A 26,706-nucleotide genomic window follows, 5' to 3' on the forward strand; every position below is an offset into this window, starting at 1 on the left:
GGTACTGGCGGCTTGCCAGCTGTGGAGTGGCCTGTGTTGGCTCAGTGGGGCCTGAGGCCCCGGCGAGGCGGTTCAGAGGCCTGGCTGGGCTGTGCAGGGCCGTTTGTCTGCGTGACCTGCGGCGCCGGTGCATGGCGGCTGGGCTCAACGCTGGGCGGTCGCTGACGTTCGGCGGTGGGGTCTAGCACCTTGACCGAGAAGCTCTGGCCAGCGCTCTGGCGCTCGGCGTGGCGGCTGGCCAGCAGTTCGCGCATCTGGTCGCGCATCGACGCCGGAACCGACTTGGCATCCAGAGCCGTCTCGAAGGCCTTGGCCAGGGTCGGATCGACTGGCGCCAGGACCGGCTTCTGAGGTGCGCTCAGCGAGCCGGTTGTCCCTGCAGAACGCTCTGTCGAGGGACGGCTGACAGCAGCAGCCGTCGCAGCCTCAGCGATGGTCTGGTGCTGGCCCGGGCTGGGCAGTCGGATGGCCAACCAGGTGTTGCGGTCGACGACCTGGTCTTGCTTCACCGTCCTTCCGTCCGGTCCCTTGACCTCGACGGGGAGAGCCACCTTCTCTTTGCCGCGGTGGTCCAGCACGACGTTGTCACCCACGCCGGCTTTGGAGGCCTCGATCGCGCGGGGAAGGTCCACGCCCCACACGTAGCGCTCTTCCTTGCCTGTCGACAGCAGCACGAAGGGGCTCGGGTCGTTCTTGGGGTTGAACTCGTACGGAGCGGCGCCGATTTCCTTGATGGTGCCCACATGAGTGCGAACACCCCGCACTTGGGCGGCCGCCTCGGTGGCGACGACGGACGCCACATCGGCGGCCACGCCGGCAGTTGCCAAGTGGCGCCGAACCGCCTCGGTGAAGCCGGGGTCGCTGCCGCGAGAGCCGGCGGAGGCCTGTGCCGCGGATGCCGACAGGGTGGTGTCGGGCTCGTTGGCCGCCGGACGGCGAGCGCGTGTGACCGGGTCGACGACCTCACCGACTGCCAGAGGCCGAGTGGCCATCAAGGGACCGCTGTGCGTGGTCGGCGCCAGGGGTCGGCCAACGCCCTGCTTCAGCGATTCGGCTGAGCGATCCGGGGTGATGTTCGTGGAGTACGCCGACTCCAAACGCGCCCTCTCCTGCCGGGCGAGCACCCGATCGCCCTCGGTCGGCGTGTAGCCAATCGCATAGATGCCACGGGCTTCGGCGGCGATCCAGCCTTGGCGCTTGAACTCTGCATCTCCGGTCAGGCGCACGGTGGACCACCCGCGCTCTGCAGCGCGGTCCAGCATCCCCTTGACCGCTGCCGGGTTGTTCACCTCGGTTTTCATGGAGAGCCAGCCTTCGCGGAAGGCGGTCTGCGAGGGCTGGTCGCGGAACTGGTAGTCGCGCCGGCCGATGACGGTCTGGGTGATGTTGAACCGGTCTTCCAGCGGCGGAGTGGGCCGACGCCCAGGGCGCAGATCCGCTTCCCGTTCGATTCGGTCCTTGGCGGCCAGCAGCAGCTGCGCGCCAGCCACCTGGCTGGTGCCATGCGCCGCTGAATAGCCGCGCAGTTCGTCGCCCGTCATGCGGCCCACGGTCTCGCCGGCCATCGAGTCGGCGCCGGACGAGGCTTGAAGCTGCTGGGTGATACGGCGGCGCAGCGCGGTGGTGGCCAGGTCGTCGAACAGTTGCTCCCGGCTCAGCAGCGTGATGGTGTTCGGCTCGGTCGCCGGCGCCTGCTCCAGACGTGCGGCCGTGCGCTCCCGATCCGCAGAACCCTGGTTCAGGATGGCGGACATCCAAGGTTGATTCGACGTGCCTTCTGGCTCGGCGGTGCCGCGGGCGACCTTCGCCTGCAGCACGGCAGCGGCCAGATCCGGGTCACGGTCGGTGACCGCCGCGCGGTACGGTGCGTGGCGGTCCGCCAGCGTGCCCATCGCGAACGCGATCCCGAGGCGCTCTTGCGGGTCGGTGGTTTCACGCAGCGCTCGCACGTCGAGGGCGACCAGCTCGCGGGCGGCCGATGCGGACAGGATGTTGGCCGGCAGGAGAGCGAACTCGGTGCTGCGCCGCTCCACGTCCTCGCGGCGCTGGCGGTCGCCTTCGGGATCCGGGTTTGGCTGCGCCTGGCGCATCGGAGCTTCGACGTTGACGCCGAGCTTCAGGCGATCGTTTTCGGAAACGAAGGCCTCGCGGTAGGCATCGAAGCGCATCGCATCGCGCGCGAGCACGGCCGCTTCCTCCTGGCCACGGTGGTCGCGCAGGGTGCGCAGGGTGATCAGGTCTTGGCGGGCCAAGGTATCGAGAGCCGTCGGGGTGGCCTTGTCCATGCCGAAGTTCATGGCGTCCACGTGGCGGTCGCGCATGGCCACCAGCTGCGCGTCTTGCCAGTGCTCAGGCTGTGGCTTGGCGGCGATCGTTGCGGCCGAATCCATGTAGGCGTGGGCCGCCAGCCGGGCGGCTTCAGGGGCGGCTTCCTGCAGCGCCTGGCGGTAGTTCACCTGGTGCATGGCGCTGGCACCCATCGACAGCAGCGCCGTGGAGCGCTCGTCGGCGCCTTGGATGGCGCTGAGGGCCTTCACGTCGGAGGTGGCCCAGGCCTGGGCCTGTTCGCGGCCCACGCTGTCTTGCGCCAACGCGAAAGCGGCATCCCCCGCTTCCAGGATGAGCTTGCGCATGGACACGTCATTCTTCGCGGTCGCATCGTCAGCGGGCGTCGCGGCCGGGCCGAGGCGACGGGTGGTCTCGGGGGACTCAACGGCCTCCGGCCGCGGGGTGGCTTGAGCCTGCTCGGGAGTGGCGGTGCGATCGACCACGCGGGGAGCGGGTGCGTCCGGATTCAGCAGGCGGTCGTAGGCATAGGCCGCAGAGTCCGGAAAGCGCGCGGCCACGGCTTGCCGGCTGTCATCTGCGGGTCGAACCAGCAGCTCAGTGATCTGCTTGCGGACCACGTCGACGCCTTCGGTGCGCAGCAGGTCGTTGAAGTGGCCGCCGGCCGCAGGGTCCCGAAACTGCGGCACCGACAGGTAGGCGCCCAAGCGCTCGGCGGCCTCGAACGCCTTGGTGACACCCGGATTGGGCATCGGTGCGGTGATGTGGTGCTGATCCTGGCCGACGATGACCAGCGGGCTGAACGGGTACTTCTGCTTCAGCGTTTCGCCGACCGCCGAGAGGTTCGACATGTCGAACGACACGGCCACCGGCAGATTCGTCGCCTTGTGCAGCGTGGCCGCTGTCTCGTAGCGGTCAGTGGCCAGGATGGTCTGGCCATCGGACGGCGAGCCGATGACGTGCATCAGGCCACGGGTGCGGCCATTGGCAAGGAAGTCGACGCGGCCCTTCTCTTCGGGCGAGACGGTGAACAGCGACCACAGCTTGCCGTCGACATCGCGTGCGGGGATCACCAGCCGATCGCCGTCAGACCGTACGCCATAGGCGCCGGTGCCCGTGCGTTCCAGGAACGGGTTGGGCGCTTCGGCCGAGGGGGTGGGCAGCTGGGCCCAGCGCTTCTGGGCGTCTTCGGCAACGGCTTCGTGCCGGGCCTGGGTGGCGGTGGCACGGCGCAGCGCGGCGAGCTCGTCGGTGGTCTGCGCCTTGGCCTCGACAGGCACCGTCGCGACGGCTGGCTCAGCCTTGCCGAGTCGAGCGCCGACGCCCGCGCGCCATTGGTCAAATTCGTCGCGCTGGTCCAGGCTGGGGACGCCCATCGAGACACGCACGTTGCGCACGAAGTCCAGCCGCGCGGTGGCATCCGTGGCGGTGTCTCCCTGCAGCTCCTTGGCGATCTTGACGACCGGGTCCAGACGCGGCCCCAGCGCTGCGACTACCTCGGAGGCCGTCTTGCGTTCGTAGGCGAGGCCTGCGATGTCGGCCGTCACGTTCAGCCGGTCAGACGTGGCGCGGTCTCGCTCGATGCGCTCGCGCAGCCACGGGCTGATGTTGGAGAAGTCGAGGCGGGGCAGGTCAGCCGCGGGGGTGGGGGTTTCCGGCTGTTGGCTCATGGCGATTCCTGTGGAGAGTTGGAGGCGGCGTGCGAGGCGGTGGAGAGACGCGGTGGCGGGAGCAGCTGAAGCGCTCGCGTCAGCGAGCCGCGGCGACCACGTTCGGTGCGATCGGGTAGAACTCGAGCTCGACCCGGCGGTTGGCCTGTTTGGAGGCGGCCGAGTCGCCCGCGGCGGCGTAGTCGCCAGCGCCCTGCCAAGTGACGCGAACCAGCTGAGCGGGAATGCCGGCTTCCGTGGTCAGGAACTCGAACGCGGCCTGTGCCCGGCGCTTGGCCAGGTTGGTTTGCAGCGCGGAGTCCACGGCCGCATCGGTGCGGCCGCGAACGACGATGAATTTGGCGGCACGGGCGCGCTTGATCAGGTCCTCGCGCTGAGGCGGAGCCGGATTGAAGTTCGACGCGCCCAGCTCAAAAACCACCGTGGCCACCTGGTTCGGCTCGATCCGCACCTCGTTGCCGCCCAGGCCTGCGTCCTGAATGGGGAGCGGCAGAGGGCCACCGGTCGGGTTGATCCCGACCAGACGAACGGGAGGCGCGGCACGGCGGGCGGCCACTTCTTCGGTCAGGCTCGCCTTGGTGGCGGACAGCTCTGATTTGCAGGTCTGCAGCGCCAGGGTTTCCGGCTTGTTGACCGGGCGGCGGATCGTGTCATCGACAGTCGGTGCGGCAGGCGGAGACGAGCAGCCGGCCAGCAGCGCGACGCAGACGGCAGAAGCAATCACCGACGCGATGCCTGGGCGGACGGTGGGAGACGTGGCGATGGAAGCTGCGTTGTTCATGTGTGCTCCTGGGGAATGTGCGAATCGGTTCTGCGGTTCGGATCGGGGTGGTCAGCGGCTGGCGCGCGACATGCGCGGCTTGCGGCGCCGCCGTGTGCGTTCGCCGCCTTCTTGATCGGTGGGTTCGGTGGCCTCTTGGGCGTCGCTGTCGCCGGCCTGGTCGTCGTTGGCCGCCTCGGCCGGCTCGTCCAACATCGCATTGAGGAACTCGTTGACGAAGGCCAGCTGCTCGGCCTCGGTCGAGGCCTCATCCACCTGGGGCAGCGCCGCCAAATCGGCCAGCAGGCGCTCCAAGGTGAAGGCTTCGCCCGGCTGGGCCGCACGGATTCGCCCTTCCACGCGTGCGCGGTACAGGTTCAGGTCGATCACCGGCAACGGGGGCGGTGCGACCACCCGGGAGGAGAACACCTCGTCCTCGAAGTAGCGGATCTTCTCGGCGAGGATCGGGCGGACGTTCTCGATCAGCACCACCTCTTTGTCCTGGCCAAGTTCCTTGAACTCCTGCGGCAACAGAAGCGGGCGCTTCTGGGGGCTGGTGTTGGTGGAGTTCGATCCGCCGCCACCCTTGCCGAAGTTGGATGAGCGCGAGGTGGATTTGGACTTCTCGGTGAAGGTGCCCAGCACCCGGCTGTATTCCTCGGCGTCCTTCTGCGACTGCGGCGCGGGCGCGAAGAGGATTTCGGCGCCGTGGTTGGTGAGGTAGTTCTCCGCGCCCTTCTCTCCGAGGCAATCCTGCAGCTGAGAGCGCGACTGGAAGACGGTCAGGCAGCGCAAGCCGAAGCCGGCGAGATAGCCGATGCCCTGCGTGAAGGCTTCGACGCGTCCCATGGTGGTGAACTCGTCATTGATCAGCAGGACCTGGTGCTTGAACTCTGGGAAGAACTCAGGCAAGTGCTGCGTGTTGAGCTTGAGCAGCTGCGCGTAGAACAGGTTGAGCAGAACGCGTGACTCCGGGCCCAGCTTGGCGACCGGAATGCACACGTACACGGACATCAACTGGCGACGCAGGTCGCGCAGGTCGAAGTCGTTGCGGCTGGTGGATGCGTCGACGAACGGGTCAGTGAAGACCAGCAGCGGCTCGTTCATCGTGTTCACGATGCCGCTGAGCGTGTCGTCGGCGGACTGCAGGAAGCGCGACAGCGCATCCACGCAGGTGTCGGACAGTGGGCGGCCTGCCTTCTGGCGGCTGGTGATCAGGTGAGCCAGGTGCTCGCGCAGCGGCTTTCCTTTGCCGCTGGCCTGGCGCAGGATCTCTCCAATCGTGCGCGGCAGCTCGGGAGTCTCGACCAGGTACAGCGCGAGGCCCAGGAACAGGTTTCGCGCCTGACCCTTGAAGAAATTCGAGGTGGCCGAGTCGTCCGCCCGGCTGTTGAAGATGATCGCGGCGATGTCCAGGATGTCGCCGACCACGTAGCGGTACTCGGACCGGACGTAGAACAGCGGGTTGTAGCCGTGGCTGCGCGCGTCTTCAGAAAACGGTGCCCAGGCGTAGACCTTCTGACCGTGCTGGGCCCGGTAGCCGGCCGTGATGCGGTACAGCTCGGGCTTCACATCCAGCGCCACCAGCGAGCCGTGCCAGGCCAGGCAGTTCGGCACCACCACGCCCGCACCCTTGCCGCTTCGGGTGGGCGCGCTCAGCGACACCGAGCGCGGGCCGTCCAGGATCAGGAAGCGGTTGTTCAGGCGGCCGAGGATGATGCCCTTGGTGCCGAACAACCCCGCCTGCTCGACCTCGCGCGTGTTGGCGAAGCGGGCCGAGCCATGCAGTTCGCGGCCGGTGGGCTGGATGCTGGCCAGCAGAAGCGGAACCACCAGGAAGAGCACGGCGGCCGGCACGCCGAGGGCCAGCTTGAACTTCTTGCGCTCGGCCGGGTTCGATTCAGTGGACTGCCAGAAGTCGTAGCTGGAGCGCAGGGTCAGGTCATGCGGGGCTTCCTTGTGCATGACTTGGTACAGCGCCGCGCTGCCGTAGACGGTGCCGAGCGCAGCGGCCGTGATGTAGCCCACGACGCCCGCGGTGATGAAGATGCGCTTGATGGCGGCGGTGTTGCCCTTCTTCTTCGGGGACAGCCGAATCGGTGGCGTCGCAGCGCCGCCGCTGGTGGGCCCGCCTTGCTTGCCACTCATGCGGCCTCCCTGCGCAGGCGCGCTTCGGGGTCGTAGTGGATGCCGGTGATGTGGCGGCCCTCGTGATCGTCGAGGTGGATCACGATGTCGACCACGTCGCGGGCCAGCTGGCCGATTTCGGCCATGGTCATGCCGCCGCCGGCGGGCGACTCGCGCACCATCAGCGACAGCTGCTCGAAGGCCAGTTCACAGCTGCCGGCGTGCAGGCTGGTGATGCTGCCCGGGTGGCCGGACGCAGCCAGCCGCAGGAAGTAGTACGCCTCTTCCCCGCGAACCTCGGCCAGCAGGATGCGGTCGGGCCGCAACCGAAGGCAGGCTTCCAGCAGCTGCTTGGGCGTGACGCTGGAGGCGCCCTGGCCGTTCTTCGAATACAGCAGGTGCACCTTGTTGCGGTGGCTGCGCAGCTCGAGCTCGTTGGCGTCTTCGATCGTGATCAGCCTCTCGTGAAGCGCGATCAGCTCGATCAAGGCCTTCATGAAGGTCGTCTTGCCGGAGCCGGTCTTGCCGGCCACGACGATGGTTTGCCGGCACTGGACCGCCTTCTGCAGGAACTCCACGAAGCGACCCTGCGACTTCAGCTCCAGCAGCTCGCGCTCGTGTTGACGCAGTTCGCCCCGGCGAGCGTGCATGCGGCTGAACAGGCCCGCACGATCGAAGTCGGCCAGCGTGAACGCCCGGTCGGAGGGCCGCCGGATGCAGATGGCAACGACGCCCGGCTGGGTGGCTCCAGGCTGGCAGAACTGAACCCGGAGATTGCCCGGCAGCGTGGCGCCGAGCAGCGGGTCGCGCTCGCTGGTGTGCTGGGCAGTGAGCGTCGCCACCGCACCTGCGAGGCTCAGGCAATGTTCGAAGCTCAGCTGCGGGACGTTGAAACTTTGCCACGCACCGGCCTTCTCCACGAAGACCTCGCCGGGCCGGTTGACGCAGATCTCGGTGACGCCGGGCTCGCAGAGGAAGTGCGCGATCGGCTGCAGATGAAAGTTGACGGTCGCGTCGGCCGGCAGCTGCAGGAAGTCTTCGACGGGCGCGTTCATGGCTGACCGCCCTCCCCTGACGGCGTGCTCAGCGCGGCGTGGTTCGGCGATGCGACTGTCGGGCGCAGCTCGTAGACGGAAGAAAAGTCCAAGTCGCGGGCCGTGTAGACGCCGACGAGCCCGCCCTGGTTCTGGTACAGCAGCGGCGGGATGTTGATCGTCGTGCTCAGTACCATCTCGGCCATCTTGTTGCCCTGGCTGGTGGTGTTGGTCAGCACGATCTGGCCGTCGGCGCCCTGGCTGCTGCTGGTGTCAGACTGCTTGTCAGCGGCGTACTGGACCGCGTCCTGGATCAGCGACAACAGCAACGCTGCCGACAGGCGCTCGCCCCAGCGGTTGTCGACGTAGCCGCCCAGACCGCTTTCGCCCAGCTCGCCAGTCGCCGGCGAATCGAGATCCACCAAGACGCCGTGCGGCGTGCGCAGGCGGGTCCACAACACCGGGATGCGGGTGACGCCGGGTGCCACCTGGACGATGCGGTATTCGCCGTCCAGGTGCGAGCCGCGCTCGACGAGGACGACCTTGCCGCTGGCCGACAGCACGTCGCGGGTGGTCTGGCAGCCGACGAATCCGCTCGTGGCGGTGATGACCCTGGTCTTCAGGCTGCACAGGAACAGCGAACCCTTGGGCAGCGTCAGGTGCATGTCGCCGAGCATCCGGGCCTGCACGGCAGCCGTCGCCGTGGACGACATGCTGCCGAACAGTGCGCCGCCGGAGGCGCTGCCCCCGGCAGAGGTCGACTGTGGCGTGGCGTTCGACGCCGTGGTCCGCGTGCCGGTGGCGCCATTGATGCGCTGCTGCAGCGTGTTCATCATCCCGGACAGCTGGGTCTTGTAGGCGGCCAGCGAGGCGCGAGCCTCCGCGGTGGCCGAGCTACGGCTGCCGCTGCGCCCTGCACTGCCGGAAGCACCAGGCGAGCCCCCGGAGCCGGCCTGTGCCTGGTCAGGGTCTGACGCGCTCCTGGCGTTGGCCACGCGACCCAGCTCCGGCGCGCTGTCAGACGGAAAGATCGGGGCGTCATCGACCAGGCCGGCAGCGGGTCGTGCAGCGCCACCGGACATCGAGCCGGGAGCGCCCGCCGCCGTCGGCGCAAGTTCGATGGCCTGCGCGTAGCCGTTGCCGTCTTGGATGGACGGCACGGGCACCCCGGAAGCTGAGCCCGCCGGGGCTTGCGCCCCTGCGGCGCCTTCGGGCATCTGCAGGCCGATCGGCTGAGCGGCGCCCACTTGTTCATTGGTAGGCGGCGCCGCTTCGGGGGCCGCGTGGCTGCGGAACATGAAGTAGCCCGCGCTGCCCAGGATCGAGATCAGCACCACGCCGATGCCGCCCACGATGAACAGCTTGCTGTTGTCGGCCTTGGGCTTGGCTTGGACGACGCTCGGAATGGTCTGTTCGCCCTCGATGGGCTCCAGGGTGGAATCGGTCATTGCGTCATCTCCGTCGACGGGGTTTCGTAGGGGCCAGGGGTGCGAACAACGCGGGCCACGCCAGGCACCGTGGTGCCGTTCTTGGCGGGAACGCCGTCCAGGTCGAAGCGCTCGTTGACGATCGCCACGACGCTGTTGCCCAGGCGCAGGTAGAACTTCTTGGCCACCCGGTCTGCAACGAGCATGTCGTCGCGCACCATCACGTTGACCATCTCCTCGACCTGGTTCGCCGAGACCTGGAACACGGTCGGCATCGGACGGTTGTTCGGGAAGGAGAAGTAGGTCTGCTTGCCGTCGTCGAAGACCATCGCCGGGACGATGTCCTCGGAGTCCCTGCCTTCGGCCACCGAGTAGTCGGTGTTGCGAACGGCCGGCAGCACGCTCATGCGAGACGCAATGAGGTCTTGCACGCTGGGTCCGCGCGGCACCTGAGCGACAAAGTCTTCGAGCGAGAACGCCGGCTTGGCCACCGGTGCGGGCGGCGGCGGGGGTGGCGGCGGCAGATCCACGTTCAGCTGCAGCGTGGCGTCGCTGGCGCGGTCGACGGGCAGCACGTTGAACATGAACACGTAGCGACGGCGGGTCGTCACCAGGTCCATGTTGCTGTGGCCGAACGGGACCCGGGGCTTGATGAAGATGTCGCGGCCGGTCGCCGCGACGCACCACGGGTCTGTCGGCCGTCTGCAATCGGAGCCTCTTCCCATCGCAGGCGGGAACTCCAGCTGCTCGTCGTCGGCCAGCACGAGGTGAGTCACCATCCCTTGGGCCACATCGACTTCGATGACGCGCCCCTCTTCAAAGACGACGCGGCGAACCCGGGCTTCGTCGCCGGGCGATCCAGCGCCCGCCGCCGCCTTCTTGGATGTGGCCGACTTGACCAAGGGAATGGGCGATGCGGCCGCCCCTGGGGCAATCGCTGGAACCGGTGCGAGTGCGGGTGCATCGGCACGCGGAGCTGCCGCCGAGAGCTTTGCTGTCTTGGGCTGCGATGCCGCGGGGGCAACTTGGGTGGCTTGGGTAGCCTGCGCAACCTTCGAAGAAGGAACAGCTGGACCAGGGTCCGCCGGCGGCGCTGCTGAAGCGCCGCACGCGAAAGTACCCACGAATGTGCCAGCGAATGCGACCCACAGCGCATGGACCAAGGGGCTGAAACTGCTGATGTGGCGAGTGCGGGTGGCCATCACGATGCGCCTCCGGTCTTGACGGCGGCCGCAGGCGTCACCAGCTCAGCGTCGCGGCGGTAGCCGACGCACATGAAGCCCAGCGGGTTCTCCACCTGATCGATGGGCTTCTTCATGGCCTCGGGGTGGTACTCGAACTCGCAGGTGCTGATGTAGCGAGTCAGCAGCGACGGACGACCGTCAGCGAACTTGGTGCGCTTGTCGAAGGTGATCGTGATCTCCCCTCGCCTGCCGGCCTCGGTACCGGGCGACGGCCGCACGCTGATCACGTCGACGGTGTCTTCCTCCGACTCACCGACGCGCTTCTGACGCGCCTGGTCGCCCTGGTACATCGTCCCGATGGGCGCGAAGACCTTTTCAGAACTCATGCGGGCGCACTGCTCGTAGTCGCGCTTGAGCATGTTGAAGCTGTACGACTCGCACGAGCGGATGAAGACCTGGGCCCAGTGCTTGTCGAGCGTGCTGATCTGGGGCACCGAATTCGCATCAAATGCGCCCTGCACTTGCGTGTCACCGGTGAGCTTGTCGACCGTGATGACGACGGGCGGAAGGACGGGTCGGCGAGCGAGATAGAAGCTGCTGCCGAAGGACAGCAGGCAAAGCGCCGCGAGAACACCAGCGATGCGCCACGCGGTTTTGCGCGAGGCCTCGATCTGAGAGATCGTCTCAGCGGCGTAGCGTTTGGCCTCATCGAGGTCTTTGTCGATGGGCTCGAATCGGGGGAAAAAGGCGGCCAGAAAGGCGTCTTTGGGGCGGGTTTTGGGGATTTCAGGGTGAGCAAGGGCCTCACCGGCTGCCACCGGCGTTGTGGTGTTCATGACTGACTCCGAGTTGTGGGTTGTGCCGGCGATCAGCCGGTGGGTCCGTCCGTGCGCGTGGGACTCAGCGCGGGACGTAGTCGGACAGGCGTCCGGTTCGCGAGGTTTGCTGCAGTTGCGCCTCGCGGGCGCGTGATTCCGCGACGGCGCGTTCGGCCTCGCTCATGCCGCGGGCCATGTTGATCTGGGCCTGCTCGTGCTGCAGGAGCGCGTTTTCGGCATCGAGCCGGGCCTGGATCTCAGCGACAGCCTTGGGATCCTGCGTCGCATTGATCTGGTTCATCAGGCCTTCGATCTGGCCGATGCGACCTTTGGCTGCTTCCAGCGCGTCCATCATGATGGCCTTGGCCTGATAGGGCTGGCCCAGTTGCGCCTGGCAGTCGGTGCGCGCCTGGCCGCTCAGGTCGGCGCAGTTGTAGACCATGCGGGCGTCGCGCAACGACTTGGCGGTGGCCGTCAGGCTGGCGTACCCGCGGCTGTCCACGTTCTTGACGATGGTCGTCACGTTGGACGGCACGTAGTTCTGCAGGTCCTTGTCGTTGAGGATCAGGCCGAGAGCGCGACTGCCGGTCATCGACTTGACCTGCGTTTCCATCTGGTCGATCTGGTCATCCAGCTGCTGGATCTGGGTGATCTGGTTCTCCAGCTCTTCGAGGCCTTGCATGACCTGTTGAATGGCCTGCAGCAGCTGTTGCAGGTCGATCACCGGGATGCCCTGAGAGCGGCTGGCGGAGGTGAACAAGGTGAGCGAGAGAGCCAGGACGAGCGCCTTGGTGGTCTTGGTGGCAGGGATGTGCATGGGATGCCTTTCGAACGATGGTGTGGGTAGGGGGTGTCGCCGGGGGGCGGGCCAAACTGGCGATGCAGCTACGCGCTGCGGGGGTGCGGCTGGACCGCCACCGGAACGACGCTCACCGCGCCGTCCGCCGGAACCGAGAACCACCGTCGCAGTCCCAGATCCACGGCCTCGGCGAAGTGGTTCTTGATGCCGTAGTTCCCGGGGTGGATCGCCAGCATCAGCAGCGTCACGAGCAGGAGCAGTCTGAAGATCTCGACGATGACCGGGACGAGAGGAAGCGTCGGGTCGAGCAGCTGCTGTTGGAACACGGCTATGCCATGCGCAAGCTCGGTAGGCTTGAAGAGGATGGCGAGGACGATGGCCCAGACGATGAACAGCGGTGCCAAGGAAAAGGCCTGTGCGATGACTCGAACGTGCGCCCATGCCAGGCTTCGGGCCTGAGCGATCCACGTGTCGGCGCTGGCATAGGCGCTGGCCATCGTGGCGGCGTACTGGGCGTCCCGCATGGAGCCGATCCGCACGCCGTTGACCCTCACGTCCCATTGCTCGGCACTGTTTGCGTCGACCCGGGCCTGCAGGTGCTCTTGCATGGCGCGATGAAAGTTCAACGCAGCCCAGCTCGACAGCGCCTGGAACAGCAGCGCCAAGAGCCACTCGCCCGTCACCATCCAGAGCATGGGGAAGAAGACGAGCGTGGCCAGCAAGCGGTGGCCGACGCCAGGTGCTTTGAATGCCTGCAGCGACTTGCGCAGGAAGTGGATGATCTGGTTGAGCTTCATGTGGTCGGTCTCCTCAATGCGTCAGCGGCTGGAGCCGCGGCGGGCCACGCGTTGATAGACGGCCATAGCGGCGCGGCCCGTTGCTGCGGCTGCAGATGCGCCGGCACGCACAGCTGCGCCTGCTGCCTCTCCGGTGGCGCGTCCGGCCTTGTAGGCTCCGCCGCCGCCCGCTTCGACGGTGCCGCCTGGGCCCTGGTCTCCCTGTGTCTTGCTCGGAGAGCCGCCGGAGGCACCGGCGCGTGAACCGAGGAAGGAAGCCAGCATTTGGCCGCCGTGCTGGACGGCAGCACCGCCGGTCAGCGCTGACGCGTACTGCGGCGAATGGAAGACGATGTAGGCCAGGATGCACATGAACGCCAGGTACGTACCAGCCGCCGTGACCGCATTGACCGTGCCGCTCCCTGTGAAGGCCTTCGAGTTGCTCATCGTGGTGATCAGCTGCTCTACGACGAAGAACGACAGGCCCAGCGCGTAGAAGACGAACCAACTGATCACGATGGCGCTCAGCAGCGTGGACAACCAGGCTTCGAAGAACCGGGCCGTCTGCTTGAACATCAACGTCAGGATCGACATGGGTCCGATGGCCAGTACGAACGCCATCAAGACCTTGGAGAGCACCACCACGATCGTTCCGCAGACCAAGAAGATGACGGTCCCGAGCGAGAAGGTGATGCTGGCGATCACCAGGTCGAGGCGCCAGATGCTGGCGTCCTTCCAGATGAGAGCCAGAAGCGTGTCGGCCTTCTTCTGGGAGTTGTCCAACGATGCGTAAACCGTCGCCGGCGCGGAGTCGTCATAGGAGGAGCCGCTGATCAGAACTGCAGCCATGGAGTCCTGCATCCCGTTCGCGGTCGAATAGACGACGTCCATGTAGATCTGCGAGCTCAGAGCGAAGGAAAAGATGAAAGTCATCTTGACCATCTTCCAGAGGAAGACCTGCAGAGAATCGCTGGCCTCACCACGGGCCACGGCGTAGCCGTAGGCGCCGATGTAGACGGTGAGCCAGAGCAGAGCTACTGCGGTGAGGGAGACGGTCAGGGTGCTGACGACGCGCAGCACATAGCCGTCGAGGAACTGACTGATCCAGATTCCGAGTTGAGCGAACATGGCTACTCCTGCGGGGGGGTAGGAAGGGCGTGCAGACGGCCGTCAGGGGCCATTGGGATGCAGGCCTGAGGCGCTTCGCGGCCGAGACACACCTGCCACTGGCCCTTGAGCTTGACCACCCACTGGCGGCCGGTCTTCTCCTTGCCGAAGGTCGAAGGTGAGCAAGCCTTGGGGTGGTACCAGTAGGTGCCGCGGCAGTCCATGAGGCCGCCCGGCGTCTCGACGACGTTCACATAGGGCGTCATGGGCGGGTTTTCGTCAGGCCGCTGAAACGCCGGCACCATCCCCTGCATGTGAGCGGGGAACGGCGCTACCTCGACAACACGCTTGCCGTTCATCATGCGGACGGCTTCGTTGTACGGGGCGGTTGCCTGCGCACCAGCGGCGCCGGCTTGGGCGGCGAAGAGCGCGAGCGCGATGTTCCTGATGAGGCGGTGAGTGAGTTTCATGCGGCGATCCTCTTGGACTTGGCGTTCAGCTCCCGGCTGCGGCGGTACAGGATCGGCAGCCAGTCGTCCGGGTCGTCGCCCACCTCAGCGCGGATCATGTCCAGCAGCTCGACGCTCTCGGTGCTGGCGGACAGCACGGTCATCATGTCGCCGATGCCAGACAGGTCGAAGTCGACGATCACCGACTCGTTTCCTTGCTTGACGAGCATGTTGCGCGAGCCGTTTTGGCCCAGCGTCTTGATGTGGCCGAACTCGGCGGCGGTGCAGTTCAAGCCGTCGATGTAGTCGTGTTCCTTGGCCTGTGCATTGCCCAGCATGCACAAGGTCGTGGTCTGTTCGAGCATCGTGCGACCGGTCGGGTTGGCCAGGAAGTCGGAGATCTCTTGCGTGTCGAAGATCCCGAGCCCGCTCGCCTTGCGGATGGTCTTTTGCTTTTCTTTGATGAAGGGGTTGAAGATCGGGTCGTCAAGCGCCTTCCAGGCCTCGGCGACGTGATAGATCAATCGGCGGCCGTCGAGCATGCCCTCCATCACGTCGAGCAGGTCCATCATGATGGGCGTGCGAACGGTGCGGTTCGACAAGAAGCTCGTGTAGTCGAAGCCAAGGGCCATCGTGCTGTTCAGGTCGGACAGGCAATCGGCCTTCATGTCGAAAACCCAGCCGTTCTCACCGCCGCGGCACCAGCGGCCGAAGCGATTGAACAGACTGTTGTCACCTTCGCGTGGAAGGTTCTGCCGTACCGTTGAGAACCAGCGAAGCTCGCGCGGCATAGCGGCCACGGTCTGGATCGCCTGGGCGATGCGTGCGCGTTCGGAAGGGAGCAGTGGCAGCCCGTCTTCCAGCAGGCATTGCGTGACCAGCGCGACCCAGTGCGCTACGCTGTCCGTGGTCACCTTGCGCTGAAGCGGGTTGATCCCCGTTGGAATTCCGCGCTCGAATTGAATGAATCGGCCTCGCAGCGCCCGGATGATGATCTCGGTGTCCCGGTGCAGGCTGAAGGACACCAGTCGAGGCGTGTGGGCCCACTTGCGCGTCATCGCGAAGATGGTGGACAACAGCGTGGTCTTGCCGCCACCAGTCGGGGCGAGTATCTTGGTGCTGCCGGGAAGCTTCTTGCCCTCCGAGTCGTCGTCGGGCGGGCTGGCGTGGAGGTTCAGGTAGAAGCCGGCTCCGCTCGGGGTCCGCATCGGCATCAATGCCTCACCCCACGGGTTGCCGTCGCGTTTGCCGCGCAGGAACGTGTGGTTGCACGCCATCGCTGCGAACGCGCGGCTCGTGATCGCAGCCTTGCGCGGGCGCCACTTCATGTTGCCTGGCAACTGGGCGTACCAAGCCGCGTCAGGGATCAGGTCGACAGGCACCAGGTTGAGGGGTGACTCTTCCTGAAGTGCACCACAGGCTTTGGCGGCCGCAGCGGTCGCCTCTTCGATGGTGTCGCCGAACACCGCGAGGGTGTAGTGGTAGTGGCCGACTTGGTAGCGTCCGTCGGCGACCCCTTTGATCGCTTCGTTGAGTGCATCGATCTGGTTGGTGGCGGCGTCCTCCGACGCGGTCAGGTGGCCAAGTTGGCGCTCCAGCGACGCGAGCGCGTCGCGGCGTGTCATGCTGGAGAAGCTCTGCGTCTCGATGAACTCGATGTCCTCGTAGAGGATCGGGCCGAGAACACCTGGCTCCACGTCTGACGGGTATTCCTTGATGTCGAGGAGCACCGCGTAGCGCTTCTTCTGGCGGTCGTCGATTTCGACGACGCCGACCCCGAAGTTAAGCCGCGCGTCGGGCAACTGCGTATCAATGGGCCCAATGGGAAAACGCACATGGCGCTTTGGTCCACGCAGTCCGTTGAGGAGCAAGTCGTAGAACTGGCCTGGCTCCCACAGGTTGCCCTTGGGTGTCTGTTGAAGGCAAAGGCGACGGGGGCCGTACTCGCGCAGGCTGCGCTCGAGGATGGTTCCCTTCTCATCCATGACCTTGAGCGCCTCCTCCTGCCGCCGGGCGATGTGTTCGGCGCCGTCGGTCGACTTGGCCAAGCCTTTGGCCAGCGCGCTCTTGAACGGCCGGTACACCAGGGACATGTACAGCTCCTTCTGGAGCAACGGCCGCTTGGTCAGGTTGTCCTGATATGCCTGTGAGAGGTCGGCCGCGAAGTTCGGGCCCACGGGGTCGGTGAGCCGATCCGTCCCGCGCATCTGCATACGATGGGAGTAGACGGTGAACTCACCAGCGGGCAAGCCTGTGTAGAAGTTGCACAGTGCGTGGTGACACGCCTCAATGCGCGCGAAGTCGGCTGTTTCGAAGTGGATGCCCTGCACGGCCCAAGAGCGAAGGTAGTCGCCCTCGCGGGTGAGCACGTCTGAGGCTGACAGGGGAATGCGAGGCGCCACGAAGGCGCTGACCCTCGCCTCCTTCTTGGCGCGCTCCCAGTGGCGCGGACGGTCAGTGGGGTTGCGGAGAATCATTTGCAGTCCTTGCCAAGTTGGTGGGGCGCGTACGAACGGGACTTCCAGAGCCCGCGGTTCGGGTTCATCAGGGTCAAGCGCAACTTGATCCACATCTGGAATAGGCGCTGGTCGTCCTTGCGGGTGACCATCCACATCCAGACGTATGCGGGGATGACGATGAGAAAGGTCACGGCTATGACCCAGGGCTTGCCACTGAGCACCGCACCCCAGGCGCCAACCAGGATGACCGGGATGAACACCAGCAGGGCCATCAGCGGCACGCCTGCTTTCATGGCAGGTCGCGTCGCTCCTTTGAAGATCTGTTCCTTGATGGTGTCCATCGCCGGCTCGTTCCTATCTCAGGTGGGAATGAACGCAGCTGCCATCGCCGCTGCGCCGCCGGCAATCGTGCCGCCGATGAACGGGCCCGCGCAGTCACGGACCGAGGCGCCGCTGAAGGAGATGCGGTAGCCCGCAAAGCCCCACGCGCCGGTCATGATCAGCAGGCAGATGCCTACCATGGTGTCGCGCAGGATCGTGCTGGACCGCACCACCGGCGCCAGAGCGTCGGCGAAGGCGGGATTGGCCGCAGCCACCGCGAACGCGGTGACGGCGACCATGCGCAGTGCCTGGCTCTTCGTGACGTTGAAGTTGCCGAGGGCTGATTTGAGGTGTTTCGTGTTCATGCTTGTTTCGTCAAATGAGTGTTCGATTGAGGTGTGTAGGTAATCGGTTATCTCGCTGGTACGGCCTCCTTTCGTCGTGTTCGCTTCGGTTCCCTCTCACATCCGGCGGGCCCGTGGCCTCTTCGCTGTGCGCGTCAACTGCTTCGCGCGAACCGCGTGGACTAGAGATACGAATCGCCTGACCGGGTGGTCCCGGTGTCTTCTGTGGCCAGAGCACCGCGGCCTGGCCTTGGATACGTTGCTAGCGTCAGCGTGTGGGCGCTGCCGCTACCTGGATTTGCCGTTGGCTGGTCTTCCAGGCGACCAAAACTCGGTTGACGTAGCCCCGCTCAAACCCTGTCCGAAAGTTGCCGCTGTTGTAGCAACTGAAGGCCTTGAGCAGGGCTGCCTGTTGATCAGCGCCCTTGGTGGCGCGCGTGTAGCAGTCGGAGAGGATCGTCTGCATCGCCCGCAGGTTCGTGCAGGCATCGAAGGCCCCCTCGATGCTCATTCCGAGGCGCGGCAGGTTGGCCTTGTTGATCTGGCCGAGCCCGAGGTCGAAGTTCCAACCTGCTGCCGCCAGCGCCTTTGCCGTGGCGATGGCCTCGGCACGGTTCTGCGGTTGCCGCTGGAGCTTGGCTCCAATCACGCCGATGGCGTATGGGTTGCCACCCGACTCGACCTTGATCACTGCGTGTGCAGTGCTCGGCGCGACCAAGGGGGCGCACGATGCGAGGAGCGCTGTGTAGTCCATCGCCCTCCCCTGTCAGGAACCGCCAGGCCCGGGGTCATCGGGGGGCGGCTGGTGCGCCTTGTCCCATGCGGCCTGGTCTTCGTCGTAGCGCGGATCGAGGGGCTGGCCCTCCAGGTTTTCGCGAGCCGCGTCCGAGTACCAGGTGGACGTGCCGAAGGTGTCCCAGTAGACGATCTCCCACAGTCCGTAGCCGTCGATGTAGACGGGGATGCGCCAGCGGTAGGTGCAGCGCAGGTACCGGTCGTTCGTCGGGTGGAACTGTTTGTACATCTCGGGGCAGGTGCCCTGAACGATGTACTCGTTTTCTGAGCTGGTGCCGTTGCCGCTGTCTGCAAAGTCGCACGTCGGGAACGGTCTGCCCATGGCGGTGTCGCGCAGAACCTCTCGGACGAAGCTATTGCACTCAGAAATCGACTGCCACGGGCCAGCGATGCAGAGCAGGAACTTGCAGCCGTCGGCGGCGCTGGCCGTGGTGGCGAGGCCAGCGATTGCCGCTGCACACAGTGCATTGCGAAGTGCGACAGGGCTTGAGGAGGTCGAAAAGTGATACATGGATCGTCGATAGCGGGTGCGTTGACGTTCTAAAGGTTCGTTTGGTGATCTCTTTGGCGAAATATAGACTCACGGATCGTGTCGCGCAAGCCCTGGGCATTTGAAAAACGTCGCAAGAGACTGGTGACGATGGCTCGAAAGTCGAGCCATATGCCCGGCCAGCGACGTCGACGGTCGCCTGCGCTGAAGCAGCGCGGCCCGGGTTTGTCGCAAAATCCGCCCGATATGACCGCAGATGCAATTGAAGGTAAGACGGGTCGCGGAGCGACAGCACTGCTGGCGGTTAAGCGCCTGCTAGATAGGCACAGCGTCCCTCAGCGCAGGCGCACTCGAACGTTGACAGAGGCCGTTGGGTTGCACCGACAAGCAGCGTTGAGGCGGCTTTCGGGCGACGCAGAATGGGCAGTCAGCGAACTTGAGCTGTTGGCGGGCTGGTTTGGCGAGAGTCTGGCAGACCTGTTCGGGGCCTCAGATTCCCTAGACTCTGCCTCCACCACTGTCGACCTTGTAGTGGGAGGCCTAGTGGGCATATGCGAAGCAAGGATTGGGGGCAAGTTAGCACCGGGGCACCCTTGGTCCTTCGTCGCATGGCAGGAGGGAGGCAGATGGTGTGTCGGTCCCAGATGCCCGGATTCGTCGGTGGCCTATGCCGTTGAGTCTGTGCGTATCAGACCGCAGCGAGCGTGTCAAGTGCGAGTGGCAGTGCTGGATGACGACAGCGAGTACGGTGTCAACATGGCGATTGCGTTGAAGAAGCTGGGCCTGGAGACGGACGCGTACGCTTCTAGCGATGCGTTTCTAGCCGCAGTTCGCGAGGGGGCGTACGACGCTTACGTCGTTGACTGGCTGCTGGCGGACGGCTTGGATGCGGAGGCAACCTGCCATGAACTTAGGCGCTTGGCCCCCACCGCACCGGTCATTCTGCTCACGGGACAATTGAATAACGCCCAGGTGAGTGAAAGCAGCCTTCTCCGCGTTGCCGAAGCTATGTCAGTTGAGCTTTGCGAGAAGCCGACACGCTTAAGCTTCCTTGCCGCTAAGTTACGGCGCGAGGTTCATGCACGAGCTGCACAGTCCGCTGGCGACTAGGCCAGGGCGTGTGTTCTTAGATACGGCAATGACGCAGCTCCACGACGTTCTGCCTCGAGCTCTCTTTCCATCCGACGCTTGTTGTCGGCGATGCGCCATTGGTGCAGTCGATCTACAACCGCCGGCTGCCAGGGCAGCATGTAGACGAGGGTGTTGAGGCAAAGCAGAGACTGGGATCTTGGCAGTTCGAGTCCATCATCGCCAAGAAGCCCAACGTTGGAGAGAATACCCATTGGGTTGCTCTGGGCGACGACGCCTGGTGCGACCTCCACCCAATCAAAGAAGACGTGAATTCGAGCACCAAGGTCATGAAGCGACCACAGGGTCGTGCCGAATTGGTTTGTGCCTGAGCACCTGGTTCGGCTCGATCGTTCGTGGAAAAAGTGCTCAGCCTTGTCGATGCAGTTTCTAGCTGACACGAGATGTTTGAAGGCCACGTCGGTCGCGCTGCGCTTTAGTGCTGTCATCGACCACTCCCGAAGTTGCAGTAGGCTTAGAGTCTCGTTGGGCATGGAATCGATAACAAGCTAGCCAACTGGGTAGGTGGCGGGTAAAAGAGGCACTAATGCAACAACAGCTGTTCCTTGACGTCAGCCAAGCGCAGGATGTCGCAACGTTTGAAAGGCGCTTGCTGACATTCGCTGGTGCGCTTGACTTCGGTCTTGTGAACGCATGGCTCGTCTCGGAAGCTCCTGGAGCGCCGACGCAGATTCAGTACGTGGGCAACCGAACCGAAGCGTTCGTGAAGGCCACTTCTGACCCGCGGCTCATGAAGCGAGATCCTGTGCTACATAGGCTGCACACTGAAAGCCTACCGTTTACCTATTCCCTCAGCACGTACATTGACTCTGGCAATGGAGACCTGGCGGACGTCTTGGACGCCCACGGGTACCGGAACGGAGTCACAGTCGCGCTCCACTTGCCAGGGAACAAGCACTTCGTGCTGGGGTTGGCGCGAGAGGACAACCTACCGACAGAAGACCACAACCTGACGCACCTGCTCGCAAGTCTGCAGTTGGTCGCAGTTCACGCGCAGATAGCCGCTCAGAGAGTGATGGCTTCCGTTGATCCCATCTCCCTACCGGCGGATCCCGCAGTTGACCTGCCGCATGCCTTCCCCAAGCTGACGCCGAGGGAGATCGAAGTGCTCACCTGGACGATGCAAGGAAAGTCGGGAACTGTGGTGGCTGAGTTCCTTGGCATCTCTCATGCCGCGGTGAAGTTTCACGTAGCGAATGCGATGAAAAAGCTCAATGCACCAAGCAAACATGTCGCCGTGCTAAGGGCACGCGACCTGGGCCTTTTATAGGGTTTGCACCTATCCACTTGCTTGTGAACCTAGCCAGTTGGCTAGCTACTCAGGCAGGTTCTTTGTTGCTCAAATTCAGTCATCGCCAGCGCATTCAGCCGCTGGTCAAGAAGGAGTCAAGATGATTGAGTTGCTGCTGCTGCTGGCTGACCTGTCTGAGTACCTCGGTCCCATCGTGGGCTGGTAGTCCGAACTGCAGCTCAAGTCGGGGCGAATCGCTCGCCTCCAGTAAAAGATCCCTCCACAACCGGCGTCGAGCCTTCGGGCAAGAGTTGGTTGACTTTGATGGCGCTGGCAGTAACTTGCCGGCGCCTTTTTTTTGCGTGGCTCGTACACTGACGTGCAGATAGCAAGCTAGGCGAAGGTGGTGGACTCCATGCGAAAGAGCAATGACGCTAAGCACGGGCGACGCGTCACCGTCGACATTGCGCAACGTTGGCCCTCCGCTTGTAAGTCGTACGAATGGGTCTCACTTCTTGGGGGCCCGGCGAACATCCGGGTGGGAGAAAGCCTGGAGTTCGAAGGAAAGACTCTTAGGGCGACATTCAACCCTGCATTGGTCATTCAAACGGATCCTACGGATCTGCCCAGCGCTTCGTCGGTCAGTTCCTACTTCACACCGGAACTTCGTTCAGTGGCTGTTCGTTGGGAAAAGAGCGTAAAGCTCGCAGGAGCTAGTTGTCTTCCCATCACCGCAACTCGCACGGGGAGTAGCCCCACTCTGATGGACGCAGTCGTGGCAGCAAGCGACGCCGACGTTGCCCCAAGAGAGTGGGCTGGCCTGTACTGGTATAGGGATGGCGAAGAGGAAGAGTCGTACGTTGCGCTATTGGACGGTGACGAGATTAGACTGCGGAAGGTTGGCCATGACTGGTGCTGGGAATACCACAGCGCATTCATCGAGGCGTTGGCAATCAGTAACGGCACTGTGCCGTCCGCAATTTCCGGAAGATCAAAGACTCAGTCGTCCGCGATCGATTCGCTGATGAAGGCGCCTTTGTTGCTGCGCGGAGCGTGCATAGAGACACTTAAAGCCGACGCCGGCGGTGAATCCGAAGAATGCGTCGAGATTCTGAACGCGGCGGAGCGAAGAGCTATGGCGACCGCATTGAGGCAGTTGGCGCCGTTTGCAGCCCCCGACGAGCTGCTCTTTGAGAACGCCCTGCGGCAGCCGAACCTCAAAAGCGCCTTGCGGAAGGTAAGGACGCATTTAAGGGCGGTTGAGCGATCGCCCCAGGCTTGGAGTTGAAAGGGTGGCGGAAGTGTCGGATCGTCCTGATTCAGGGTGCGTGCGACTCAGCGGTGGCTCGGTGTCGCAAGTCGACGACTACGCTCTAACAATTTCAAAAATACTCGGGATGATCGCTCACGAGCTAAGGGCACCGCTGGCCAGAATAATGGCCAGCGCGGAAGTTCTACAACTAGGTGGGTTAGATCCAGTAGCTGCTGATAGCGTCGAAACTATTATTAGAAATGCCGAGCAAGCGTCTAAGCGAATCGGCAAGCTGGTGCGCCTAGCAGACTTGAAGCGAGTTCCTCCCGATCGAGAGCGGTTCGACGCACTTGACGTGGTAGCAGAACTCGCTCGTTCCCATGGAGTGGCGTGCTCACTTAAGTGCGACGTCGATTCGGTGGACCTATGGAGCGATGAAACGCTGTTTAGTCAGATCGTCGACAACATGATAGAGAACGCTGTCAAGTATGGCGAGCCTGGCAGTCTCAAGATTTCTGTATACAGATCTGACGGTAGAGTTTTCGTCGATGTACACAACAAGGGCACACCCATACATGACGAGGACCTAGCAAAGGTCTGGACACCATTCTTTCGATCGCGCGCAGGGTCAAAACCTGGCAGCGGCCTGGGACTGGCGTTTGTGAAGCTGGCAGCAAGCGAGCTTGGTGGACACGTGCGGGTCACTAGTTCGGTTGAGCAGGGTACGACTTTCACGTTTGCGATGCCCGAGCATTGAAAGCATTGAAGTCACTTCATGTGCGAGCTGCTGCGCCAACTGTGGCTTTCGCCTGACTGAGATGTCATACCGATCCACACCCATCTCACCGGGAGAATCCAAAGAACCGGTTGAGATGATGATGGGCGCCTCGGCAATGCCGGAAGTGGTGCGGATGCGCTGGACAAGTCCCAGAGCCGTCGTGTCGCCGACATGCCAATCAAGGACAAAGGCATCTGCGCGGAGGAAGTCGATCGCCTGTTCGAGCGCATGGATCGACGCGAAGCTGCGGACATCCATGCCCAGCAGCTGGAAACAAGCAGTTTGATGCGCGAGCAGATCAAGATCATCGTCGAGCAGTACGACAACCGCACTCGTTGAGTGGCGGGCCACTGGCTTGTCTCGCGCTGCGTCGCATCTGCTTTCCATAAACAGCAGTGTCTACATCAAGCACCGGAGAGGCAAGCCTGAACGCTATTACCGTATTTGTACGGTAGTCAACGCAGAAGGCCGAAGTCCTCTGCAAGCATGACGGCGTGCGTCTTGTTCAGAGCTTTCAGTTTCCTCATGGCCGACTGAACGTATTGATTGACGGTCTTGTCGCTAATGCTCATTCGATCAGCGACCTGTATTGCAGTAAGCCCGTCCCTGGAGAATTGAAGGGCCGCGACTTCTCTTGGGGCCAATTTGGGTAGGCGTTCAACGCCTACGACTTTAGGCATTAAGAGCTTTGCCGTCGCATGCGCTCCATACATCGCAAGGAACGCGATGTCCTTATACATCTGGTTCTGTTGCGCGGGATCTTCTGGCAAGGCGTCGATACGGTCCAAGCCAAACAAATACTGGACGGTGGGGGAGAGCCTGATAGATAGACAAATGCCTGTCTTGTATCCATGCGCTGCAGCGATTTCCCACAGATGTCCAGCGCCCGCGCGAACATAGAATTCTTGATCGTAGTGAAAAGGGAAATTGTTGGCCCGCATTCGGGCCATAACTGGATCCACCAATGCAAGGTCGTCATTCTTTCCCTCTTCGAAGTCGGACGGCGCATTGTCAAGGACGCGAAACTTTGGCCGCACTCCAGGTGGCTCGAAAATCAAATTCGACGCAAAATAGTCGAAGCCGAAGTGCCCTGTAGACCTTTCCAGACGCCGATGAAGCTCCATTATATTTTTGGAGGCGGCGATTTCTGAGAAGTCATCGTTGTTCATGCGAAGTTCCTGCAATGTCAGTCAATGTCATCCCGACTTGAGTGAAAAGTTGCCGGATATGTCCGGCTCTAGTCGAGGAGGTTCAACTGGACGGCGATGTGAACAGCGTGAACCTTATTTGAAGCACCCAGTTTGGCCATCGCTGATTGGACATACTGGTCGACTGTCGATCTCTGGATTCCGAGCTTCGATGCAATGCGGGCCGCGGTAAGACCGTTGCTAGACATCTTTAGGACCAATTGCTCACGGGGCGCGAGTCGAGGTGGCTCGGAAATGGGTGTTGACGGGAGCATCAAGGCACGAGCTGCGAATGACGTGTGGAGCGCGAGGTTGATGAAGCTGCTGTAGAGGCTGGTGCGACTAGCGTCACTTGTGGGCAAGTCAAAGCATCGGTCTAGTCCGAAGAGGAAGCGCGTGGTTTGGTTGATTTCTATTGCTACGCACAGGCCGGTTTTGTATCCGTGCACTGCGGCGACTTCCCACAAGTGGCCATAGCCCGCATTTGTGTAGAAATCTTGGTCGTACTGAAAAAGGAATGGAGAACTCGATAGCTTCTTGAGTACTGGATCTACCATCGCCGTTTCGTAGTCTTTGCCGGCTTCGAACTCGACAGGAGAATTGTCCAAGACCTTGAATCGTGGCAACTCACCCGGGGGGCGGATTACAAAGTTCGAAGTGAAGTACCGGAAGTCGAGAGACGACGTCGCTTTCTCTAGTCCGCGAATGAGTTCTTGGATGTTTTTCGACTGCCCTAGCTTCATCAGATCGTCTGGATTCATGCTCGTAGACCTCTGCGCTTCCATACCGCGCCTTCATTCGATTTGCGCAGCGGGCATGTGCCCTCCCCACTTGATCCTTCTGCGCTGCCGTTGAGGACGAAAGCGATCGTCTTTTTTAACGGAGCGGGAGTCCAGATTGGACTCGGTGATCTAGCTGACTGCGTCTGTTTCACTTCAATATTCTCAGCTTTATGGCCATATTGACGGCGTGCACCTTGTTCGAAGCACCCAGCTTTGCCATGGCTGATTGAATATATTGGTTGGCTGTTGAGCTCTGGATTCCGAGCTTTTCCGCTATTCGCGCTGCCGTGTGGCCATCTCGCGAGAGAGATAGAACCTCGTACTCCCGTGGCGAGAGTCGTGGAGGTACGTGGACGGGCGCTGGCGCGAGTAGGATCTCGCGAGCCGCGAACGACGTATGCAGCGCAAGGTTTATGAATGCACTGTAGAGGGATGTCCGGCTCGTCTGGCTCTTGGGCAAGTCAAAGCATCGGTCCAGTCCGAACAAAAATCGTGTGGTCGGGTTGATTTCAATCGCAATGCAGAGCCCCGTCTTGTATCCATGGACAACGGCAGCCTCCCACAGGTGACCGAACCCGGCATCCACATAGAAGGCTTGGTCGTATTGAAATGGGAGGGACGTTGTAGCCAGCTTTGTGATGACCGGGTCAACCAGCGCGATGTCGTAGTCCTTTGAGGCCTCGAATTCCGCCGGGGAGTTCTGCAGAACCTTGAATTTCGGCAATTCGCCCGGGCTGCGGATAACGATATTTGAACTGAAGTATCTGAAGTCAAGAAATGCCGCTGCCTTTTCCAGGCGTCGCAACAGGTCCTGTATGTTCCTTGACTGACCAAGAAGTGTGATGTCGTCTTGATTCATTGCGCGTGTGCCGAAGGTGCATGGAGCGGCGTCGTACTTTGGACTGCGGCGCTATGTCCCTCTTCGTATCCTCTTGTGTTCCCTTTCCACCCTTCCTAGCCAGTTGGCTAGGTTCTCAGGATAGCCGCAATTGGTTGAAATGGCGTGCTGGGAGTTCGTCGCAGTACAAGGCGGGAAGCGCTCGTCACAGACACAGTACGCGACTGCAAGGGGCATTCGTGATTCGGAGAAGAGACGTTGTTGGTGCAGCTGCCGCGTTGGCTGCTGTAGGTGGGAGTTCGCCGTTGCGGGCCCAACCGATGGTGGTGAAGTTCGGTCAGTCGGCATCGCTGACGGGCGGACAGGCCGCGTACGGCAAGGATGTGCGCGATGGCATCCTCGCCGCGTTCAACGCGGTGAACAAGGCCGATCCCAAGGGCCCGCGCTTCGAGCTGGTCACCCTCGACGACGGTGGCGACAAAGAGCGCTGCAAGGCCAACGTCAAGCAGTTGGTCGAATCCGGTGTCACGGCCCTGGTGGGGCTGACGAGTGGCGCCGCCGCGGAAGCCTGCTTGCCCTTCGTCGAAGAGCAGCGCGTCGTGTTGCTGGGCACCGCCAGCGGCAACATGGGGATCCGCGACGA

26 protein-coding genes and 1 pseudogene are annotated in these 26,706 nt (G+C 63.2%); 7 read left to right on the plus strand and 20 right to left on the minus strand.

The genetic code is table 11. The features are described from left to right. Window positions 1-41 precede the first annotated feature (41 nt). From AACH06_RS25820 to AACH06_RS25895, 16 genes are all read right to left on the minus strand, one after another. Window positions 42-3,956, minus strand: a complete 3,915-nt coding sequence (locus AACH06_RS25820; protein WP_341428686.1) for an LPD7 domain-containing protein — start codon at window positions 3,954-3,956, stop codon at window positions 42-44. Between the two features lie 79 nt (window positions 3,957-4,035). Continuing rightward, on the minus strand, window positions 4,036-4,737 hold the full coding sequence (locus AACH06_RS25825; RefSeq protein WP_341428687.1) for an OmpA family protein: 702 nt from the start codon (window positions 4,735-4,737) through the stop codon (window positions 4,036-4,038). A gap of 51 nt (window positions 4,738-4,788) precedes the next feature. Continuing rightward, on the minus strand, window positions 4,789-6,864 hold the full coding sequence (locus tag AACH06_RS25830; RefSeq protein ID WP_341428688.1) for a type IV secretory system conjugative DNA transfer family protein: 2,076 nt from the start codon (window positions 6,862-6,864) through the stop codon (window positions 4,789-4,791). Beyond that, on the minus strand, window positions 6,861-7,898 hold the full coding sequence (gene virB11, locus AACH06_RS25835) for a P-type DNA transfer ATPase VirB11 (protein ID WP_341428689.1): 1,038 nt from the start codon (window positions 7,896-7,898) through the stop codon (window positions 6,861-6,863). Before virB11 ends, AACH06_RS25830 begins: the two co-directional genes overlap by 4 nt. Beyond that, window positions 7,895-9,325: a type IV secretion system protein VirB10 gene (gene virB10 / locus AACH06_RS25840; protein ID WP_341428690.1), complete on the minus strand. Its 1,431-nt coding sequence runs from the start codon at window positions 9,323-9,325 to the stop codon at window positions 7,895-7,897. Before virB10 ends, virB11 begins: the two co-directional genes overlap by 4 nt. Beyond that, window positions 9,322-10,206: a TrbG/VirB9 family P-type conjugative transfer protein gene (locus AACH06_RS25845; protein ID WP_341428691.1), complete on the minus strand. Its 885-nt coding sequence runs from the start codon at window positions 10,204-10,206 to the stop codon at window positions 9,322-9,324. The genes virB10 and AACH06_RS25845 overlap by 4 nt, the downstream gene beginning before the upstream one ends. A 299-nt stretch (window positions 10,207-10,505) precedes the next feature. Beyond that, entirely contained in the window at window positions 10,506-11,324 is an 819-nt protein-coding gene (locus AACH06_RS25850; RefSeq protein ID WP_341428692.1) for a VirB8/TrbF family protein, read from the minus strand. Window positions 11,325-11,388: 64 nt separating this feature from the next. Next, a complete protein-coding gene (locus AACH06_RS25855; RefSeq protein ID WP_341428693.1) occupies window positions 11,389-12,123 on the minus strand; it encodes a TrbJ/VirB5 family protein in 735 nt (244 codons plus the stop codon). 68 nt (window positions 12,124-12,191) lie between these two features. Beyond that, window positions 12,192-12,902 (minus strand): hypothetical protein, encoded by a 711-nt coding sequence (locus AACH06_RS25860; RefSeq protein WP_341428694.1) that lies wholly within the window; start codon window positions 12,900-12,902, stop codon window positions 12,192-12,194. Between the two features lie 21 nt (window positions 12,903-12,923). Further along, a complete protein-coding gene (locus AACH06_RS25865) occupies window positions 12,924-14,009 on the minus strand; it encodes a TrbL/VirB6 family protein (RefSeq protein WP_341428695.1) in 1,086 nt (361 codons plus the stop codon). A gap of 2 nt (window positions 14,010-14,011) precedes the next feature. Continuing rightward, the gene (locus tag AACH06_RS25870; RefSeq protein ID WP_341428696.1) at window positions 14,012-14,458 is read right to left on the minus strand and encodes a hypothetical protein; all 447 of its coding nucleotides are present in this window, start codon (window positions 14,456-14,458) and stop codon (window positions 14,012-14,014) included. Further along, the gene (locus tag AACH06_RS25875; RefSeq protein ID WP_341428697.1) at window positions 14,455-16,914 is read right to left on the minus strand and encodes a VirB4 family type IV secretion/conjugal transfer ATPase; all 2,460 of its coding nucleotides are present in this window, start codon (window positions 16,912-16,914) and stop codon (window positions 14,455-14,457) included. The genes AACH06_RS25870 and AACH06_RS25875 overlap by 4 nt, the downstream gene beginning before the upstream one ends. Next, window positions 16,911-17,237 carry a VirB3 family type IV secretion system protein gene (locus AACH06_RS25880; protein WP_341428698.1) on the minus strand — a complete coding sequence of 109 codons (327 nt, stop codon included), beginning with the start codon at window positions 17,235-17,237 and terminating at the stop codon, window positions 16,911-16,913. The genes AACH06_RS25875 and AACH06_RS25880 overlap by 4 nt, the downstream gene beginning before the upstream one ends. A gap of 18 nt (window positions 17,238-17,255) precedes the next feature. Further along, window positions 17,256-17,582, minus strand: coding sequence for a TrbC/VirB2 family protein (locus AACH06_RS25885; RefSeq protein ID WP_341428699.1), 327 nt, complete (start codon window positions 17,580-17,582; stop codon window positions 17,256-17,258). A gap of 247 nt (window positions 17,583-17,829) precedes the next feature. Then, entirely contained in the window at window positions 17,830-18,315 is a 486-nt protein-coding gene (locus AACH06_RS25890; protein ID WP_341428700.1) for a lytic transglycosylase domain-containing protein, read from the minus strand. A gap of 12 nt (window positions 18,316-18,327) precedes the next feature. Next, window positions 18,328-18,678 (minus strand): hypothetical protein, encoded by a 351-nt coding sequence (locus AACH06_RS25895; protein WP_341428701.1) that lies wholly within the window; start codon window positions 18,676-18,678, stop codon window positions 18,328-18,330. A 414-nt stretch (window positions 18,679-19,092) separates the two neighbouring features. Here AACH06_RS25895 and AACH06_RS30200 point away from each other — a divergent pair. Together AACH06_RS30200 and AACH06_RS25900 are read left to right on the plus strand one after the other, a co-directional pair. Further along, window positions 19,093-19,530, plus strand: a pseudogene (locus AACH06_RS30200) (helix-turn-helix domain-containing protein); the annotation flags it as partial. A 33-nt stretch (window positions 19,531-19,563) separates the two neighbouring features. Beyond that, window positions 19,564-19,956 (plus strand): response regulator, encoded by a 393-nt coding sequence (locus AACH06_RS25900; RefSeq protein ID WP_341428702.1) that lies wholly within the window; start codon window positions 19,564-19,566, stop codon window positions 19,954-19,956. Here AACH06_RS25900 and AACH06_RS25905 read toward each other — a convergent pair. Further along, window positions 19,953-20,423: a hypothetical protein gene (locus AACH06_RS25905; RefSeq protein WP_341428703.1), complete on the minus strand. Its 471-nt coding sequence runs from the start codon at window positions 20,421-20,423 to the stop codon at window positions 19,953-19,955. The genes AACH06_RS25900 and AACH06_RS25905 overlap by 4 nt on opposite strands. A gap of 98 nt (window positions 20,424-20,521) precedes the next feature. On the opposite strand from AACH06_RS25905, the gene AACH06_RS25910 reads away from it, so the two are divergent. The 4 genes from AACH06_RS25910 to AACH06_RS25925 all read left to right on the plus strand — a co-directional run bounded on the left by AACH06_RS25910 (window position 20,522) and on the right by AACH06_RS25925 (window position 23,595). Continuing rightward, on the plus strand, window positions 20,522-21,265 hold the full coding sequence (locus AACH06_RS25910) for a helix-turn-helix transcriptional regulator (RefSeq protein WP_341428704.1): 744 nt from the start codon (window positions 20,522-20,524) through the stop codon (window positions 21,263-21,265). 724 nt (window positions 21,266-21,989) lie between these two features. After that, entirely contained in the window at window positions 21,990-22,514 is a 525-nt protein-coding gene (locus AACH06_RS25915) for a hypothetical protein (protein ID WP_341428705.1), read from the plus strand. A 61-nt stretch (window positions 22,515-22,575) separates the two neighbouring features. Further along, entirely contained in the window at window positions 22,576-23,235 is a 660-nt protein-coding gene (locus tag AACH06_RS25920) for a sensor histidine kinase (RefSeq protein WP_341428706.1), read from the plus strand. 192 nt (window positions 23,236-23,427) lie between these two features. Next, window positions 23,428-23,595 (plus strand): hypothetical protein, encoded by a 168-nt coding sequence (locus AACH06_RS25925; protein ID WP_341428707.1) that lies wholly within the window; start codon window positions 23,428-23,430, stop codon window positions 23,593-23,595. Between the two features lie 116 nt (window positions 23,596-23,711). On the opposite strand, the gene AACH06_RS25930 is transcribed toward AACH06_RS25925, so the two are convergent. The 3 genes from AACH06_RS25930 to AACH06_RS25940 all read right to left on the minus strand — a co-directional run bounded on the left by AACH06_RS25930 (window position 23,712) and on the right by AACH06_RS25940 (window position 26,084). After that, a complete protein-coding gene (locus AACH06_RS25930) occupies window positions 23,712-24,425 on the minus strand; it encodes a helix-turn-helix transcriptional regulator (RefSeq protein WP_341428708.1) in 714 nt (237 codons plus the stop codon). A 68-nt stretch (window positions 24,426-24,493) separates the two neighbouring features. Further along, window positions 24,494-25,204, minus strand: coding sequence for a helix-turn-helix transcriptional regulator (locus AACH06_RS25935; RefSeq protein ID WP_341428709.1), 711 nt, complete (start codon window positions 25,202-25,204; stop codon window positions 24,494-24,496). Between the two features lie 169 nt (window positions 25,205-25,373). Next, complete coding sequence (locus tag AACH06_RS25940; RefSeq protein ID WP_341428710.1) at window positions 25,374-26,084, minus strand: helix-turn-helix transcriptional regulator; 711 nt, start codon at window positions 26,082-26,084, stop codon at window positions 25,374-25,376. Window positions 26,085-26,368: 284 nt separating this feature from the next. On the opposite strand from AACH06_RS25940, the gene AACH06_RS25945 reads away from it, so the two are divergent. Further along, the coding region (locus tag AACH06_RS25945; RefSeq protein ID WP_341428711.1) for an ABC transporter substrate-binding protein at window positions 26,369-26,706 on the plus strand (338 nt) is incomplete at its 3' end.

The sequence above is a fragment of the Ideonella lacteola genome, from assembly GCF_038066555.1.
In the GTDB taxonomy this organism is placed as follows: domain Bacteria; phylum Pseudomonadota; class Gammaproteobacteria; order Burkholderiales; family Burkholderiaceae_C; genus Ideonella; species Ideonella lacteola.

Excerpts from the sequence above, each read along its gene's own strand:
- AACH06_RS25820 (WP_341428686.1), bottom strand. The coding sequence starts at position 3,956 with ATGAGCCAACAGCCGGAAACCCCCACCCCCGCGGCTGACCTGCCCCGC.
- AACH06_RS25825 (WP_341428687.1), bottom strand. The coding sequence starts at position 4,737 with ATGAACAACGCAGCTTCCATCGCCACGTCTCCCACCGTCCGCCCAGGC.
- AACH06_RS25830 (WP_341428688.1), bottom strand. The coding sequence starts at position 6,864 with ATGAGTGGCAAGCAAGGCGGGCCCACCAGCGGCGGCGCTGCGACGCCA.
- virB11 (WP_341428689.1), bottom strand. The coding sequence starts at position 7,898 with ATGAACGCGCCCGTCGAAGACTTCCTGCAGCTGCCGGCCGACGCGACC.
- virB10 (WP_341428690.1), bottom strand. The coding sequence starts at position 9,325 with ATGACCGATTCCACCCTGGAGCCCATCGAGGGCGAACAGACCATTCCG.
- AACH06_RS25850 (WP_341428692.1), bottom strand. The coding sequence starts at position 11,324 with ATGAACACCACAACGCCGGTGGCAGCCGGTGAGGCCCTTGCTCACCCT.
- AACH06_RS25855 (WP_341428693.1), bottom strand. The coding sequence starts at position 12,123 with ATGCACATCCCTGCCACCAAGACCACCAAGGCGCTCGTCCTGGCTCTC.
- AACH06_RS25860 (WP_341428694.1), bottom strand. The coding sequence starts at position 12,902 with ATGAAGCTCAACCAGATCATCCACTTCCTGCGCAAGTCGCTGCAGGCA.
- AACH06_RS25865 (WP_341428695.1), bottom strand. The coding sequence starts at position 14,009 with ATGTTCGCTCAACTCGGAATCTGGATCAGTCAGTTCCTCGACGGCTAT.
- AACH06_RS25870 (WP_341428696.1), bottom strand. The coding sequence starts at position 14,458 with ATGAAACTCACTCACCGCCTCATCAGGAACATCGCGCTCGCGCTCTTC.
- AACH06_RS25875 (WP_341428697.1), bottom strand. The coding sequence starts at position 16,914 with ATGATTCTCCGCAACCCCACTGACCGTCCGCGCCACTGGGAGCGCGCC.
- AACH06_RS25880 (WP_341428698.1), bottom strand. The coding sequence starts at position 17,237 with ATGGACACCATCAAGGAACAGATCTTCAAAGGAGCGACGCGACCTGCC.
- AACH06_RS25885 (WP_341428699.1), bottom strand. The coding sequence starts at position 17,582 with ATGAACACGAAACACCTCAAATCAGCCCTCGGCAACTTCAACGTCACG.
- AACH06_RS25890 (WP_341428700.1), bottom strand. The coding sequence starts at position 18,315 with ATGGACTACACAGCGCTCCTCGCATCGTGCGCCCCCTTGGTCGCGCCG.
- AACH06_RS25895 (WP_341428701.1), bottom strand. The coding sequence starts at position 18,678 with ATGGGCAGACCGTTCCCGACGTGCGACTTTGCAGACAGCGGCAACGGC.
- AACH06_RS25905 (WP_341428703.1), bottom strand. The coding sequence starts at position 20,423 with ATGACAGCACTAAAGCGCAGCGCGACCGACGTGGCCTTCAAACATCTC.
- AACH06_RS25910 (WP_341428704.1), top strand. The coding sequence starts at position 20,522 with ATGCAACAACAGCTGTTCCTTGACGTCAGCCAAGCGCAGGATGTCGCA.
- AACH06_RS25915 (WP_341428705.1), top strand. The coding sequence starts at position 21,990 with ATGGACGCAGTCGTGGCAGCAAGCGACGCCGACGTTGCCCCAAGAGAG.
- AACH06_RS25925 (WP_341428707.1), top strand. The coding sequence starts at position 23,428 with ATGCCAATCAAGGACAAAGGCATCTGCGCGGAGGAAGTCGATCGCCTG.
- AACH06_RS25930 (WP_341428708.1), bottom strand. The coding sequence starts at position 24,425 with ATGAACAACGATGACTTCTCAGAAATCGCCGCCTCCAAAAATATAATG.
- AACH06_RS25935 (WP_341428709.1), bottom strand. The coding sequence starts at position 25,204 with ATGAATCCAGACGATCTGATGAAGCTAGGGCAGTCGAAAAACATCCAA.
- AACH06_RS25940 (WP_341428710.1), bottom strand. The coding sequence starts at position 26,084 with ATGAATCAAGACGACATCACACTTCTTGGTCAGTCAAGGAACATACAG.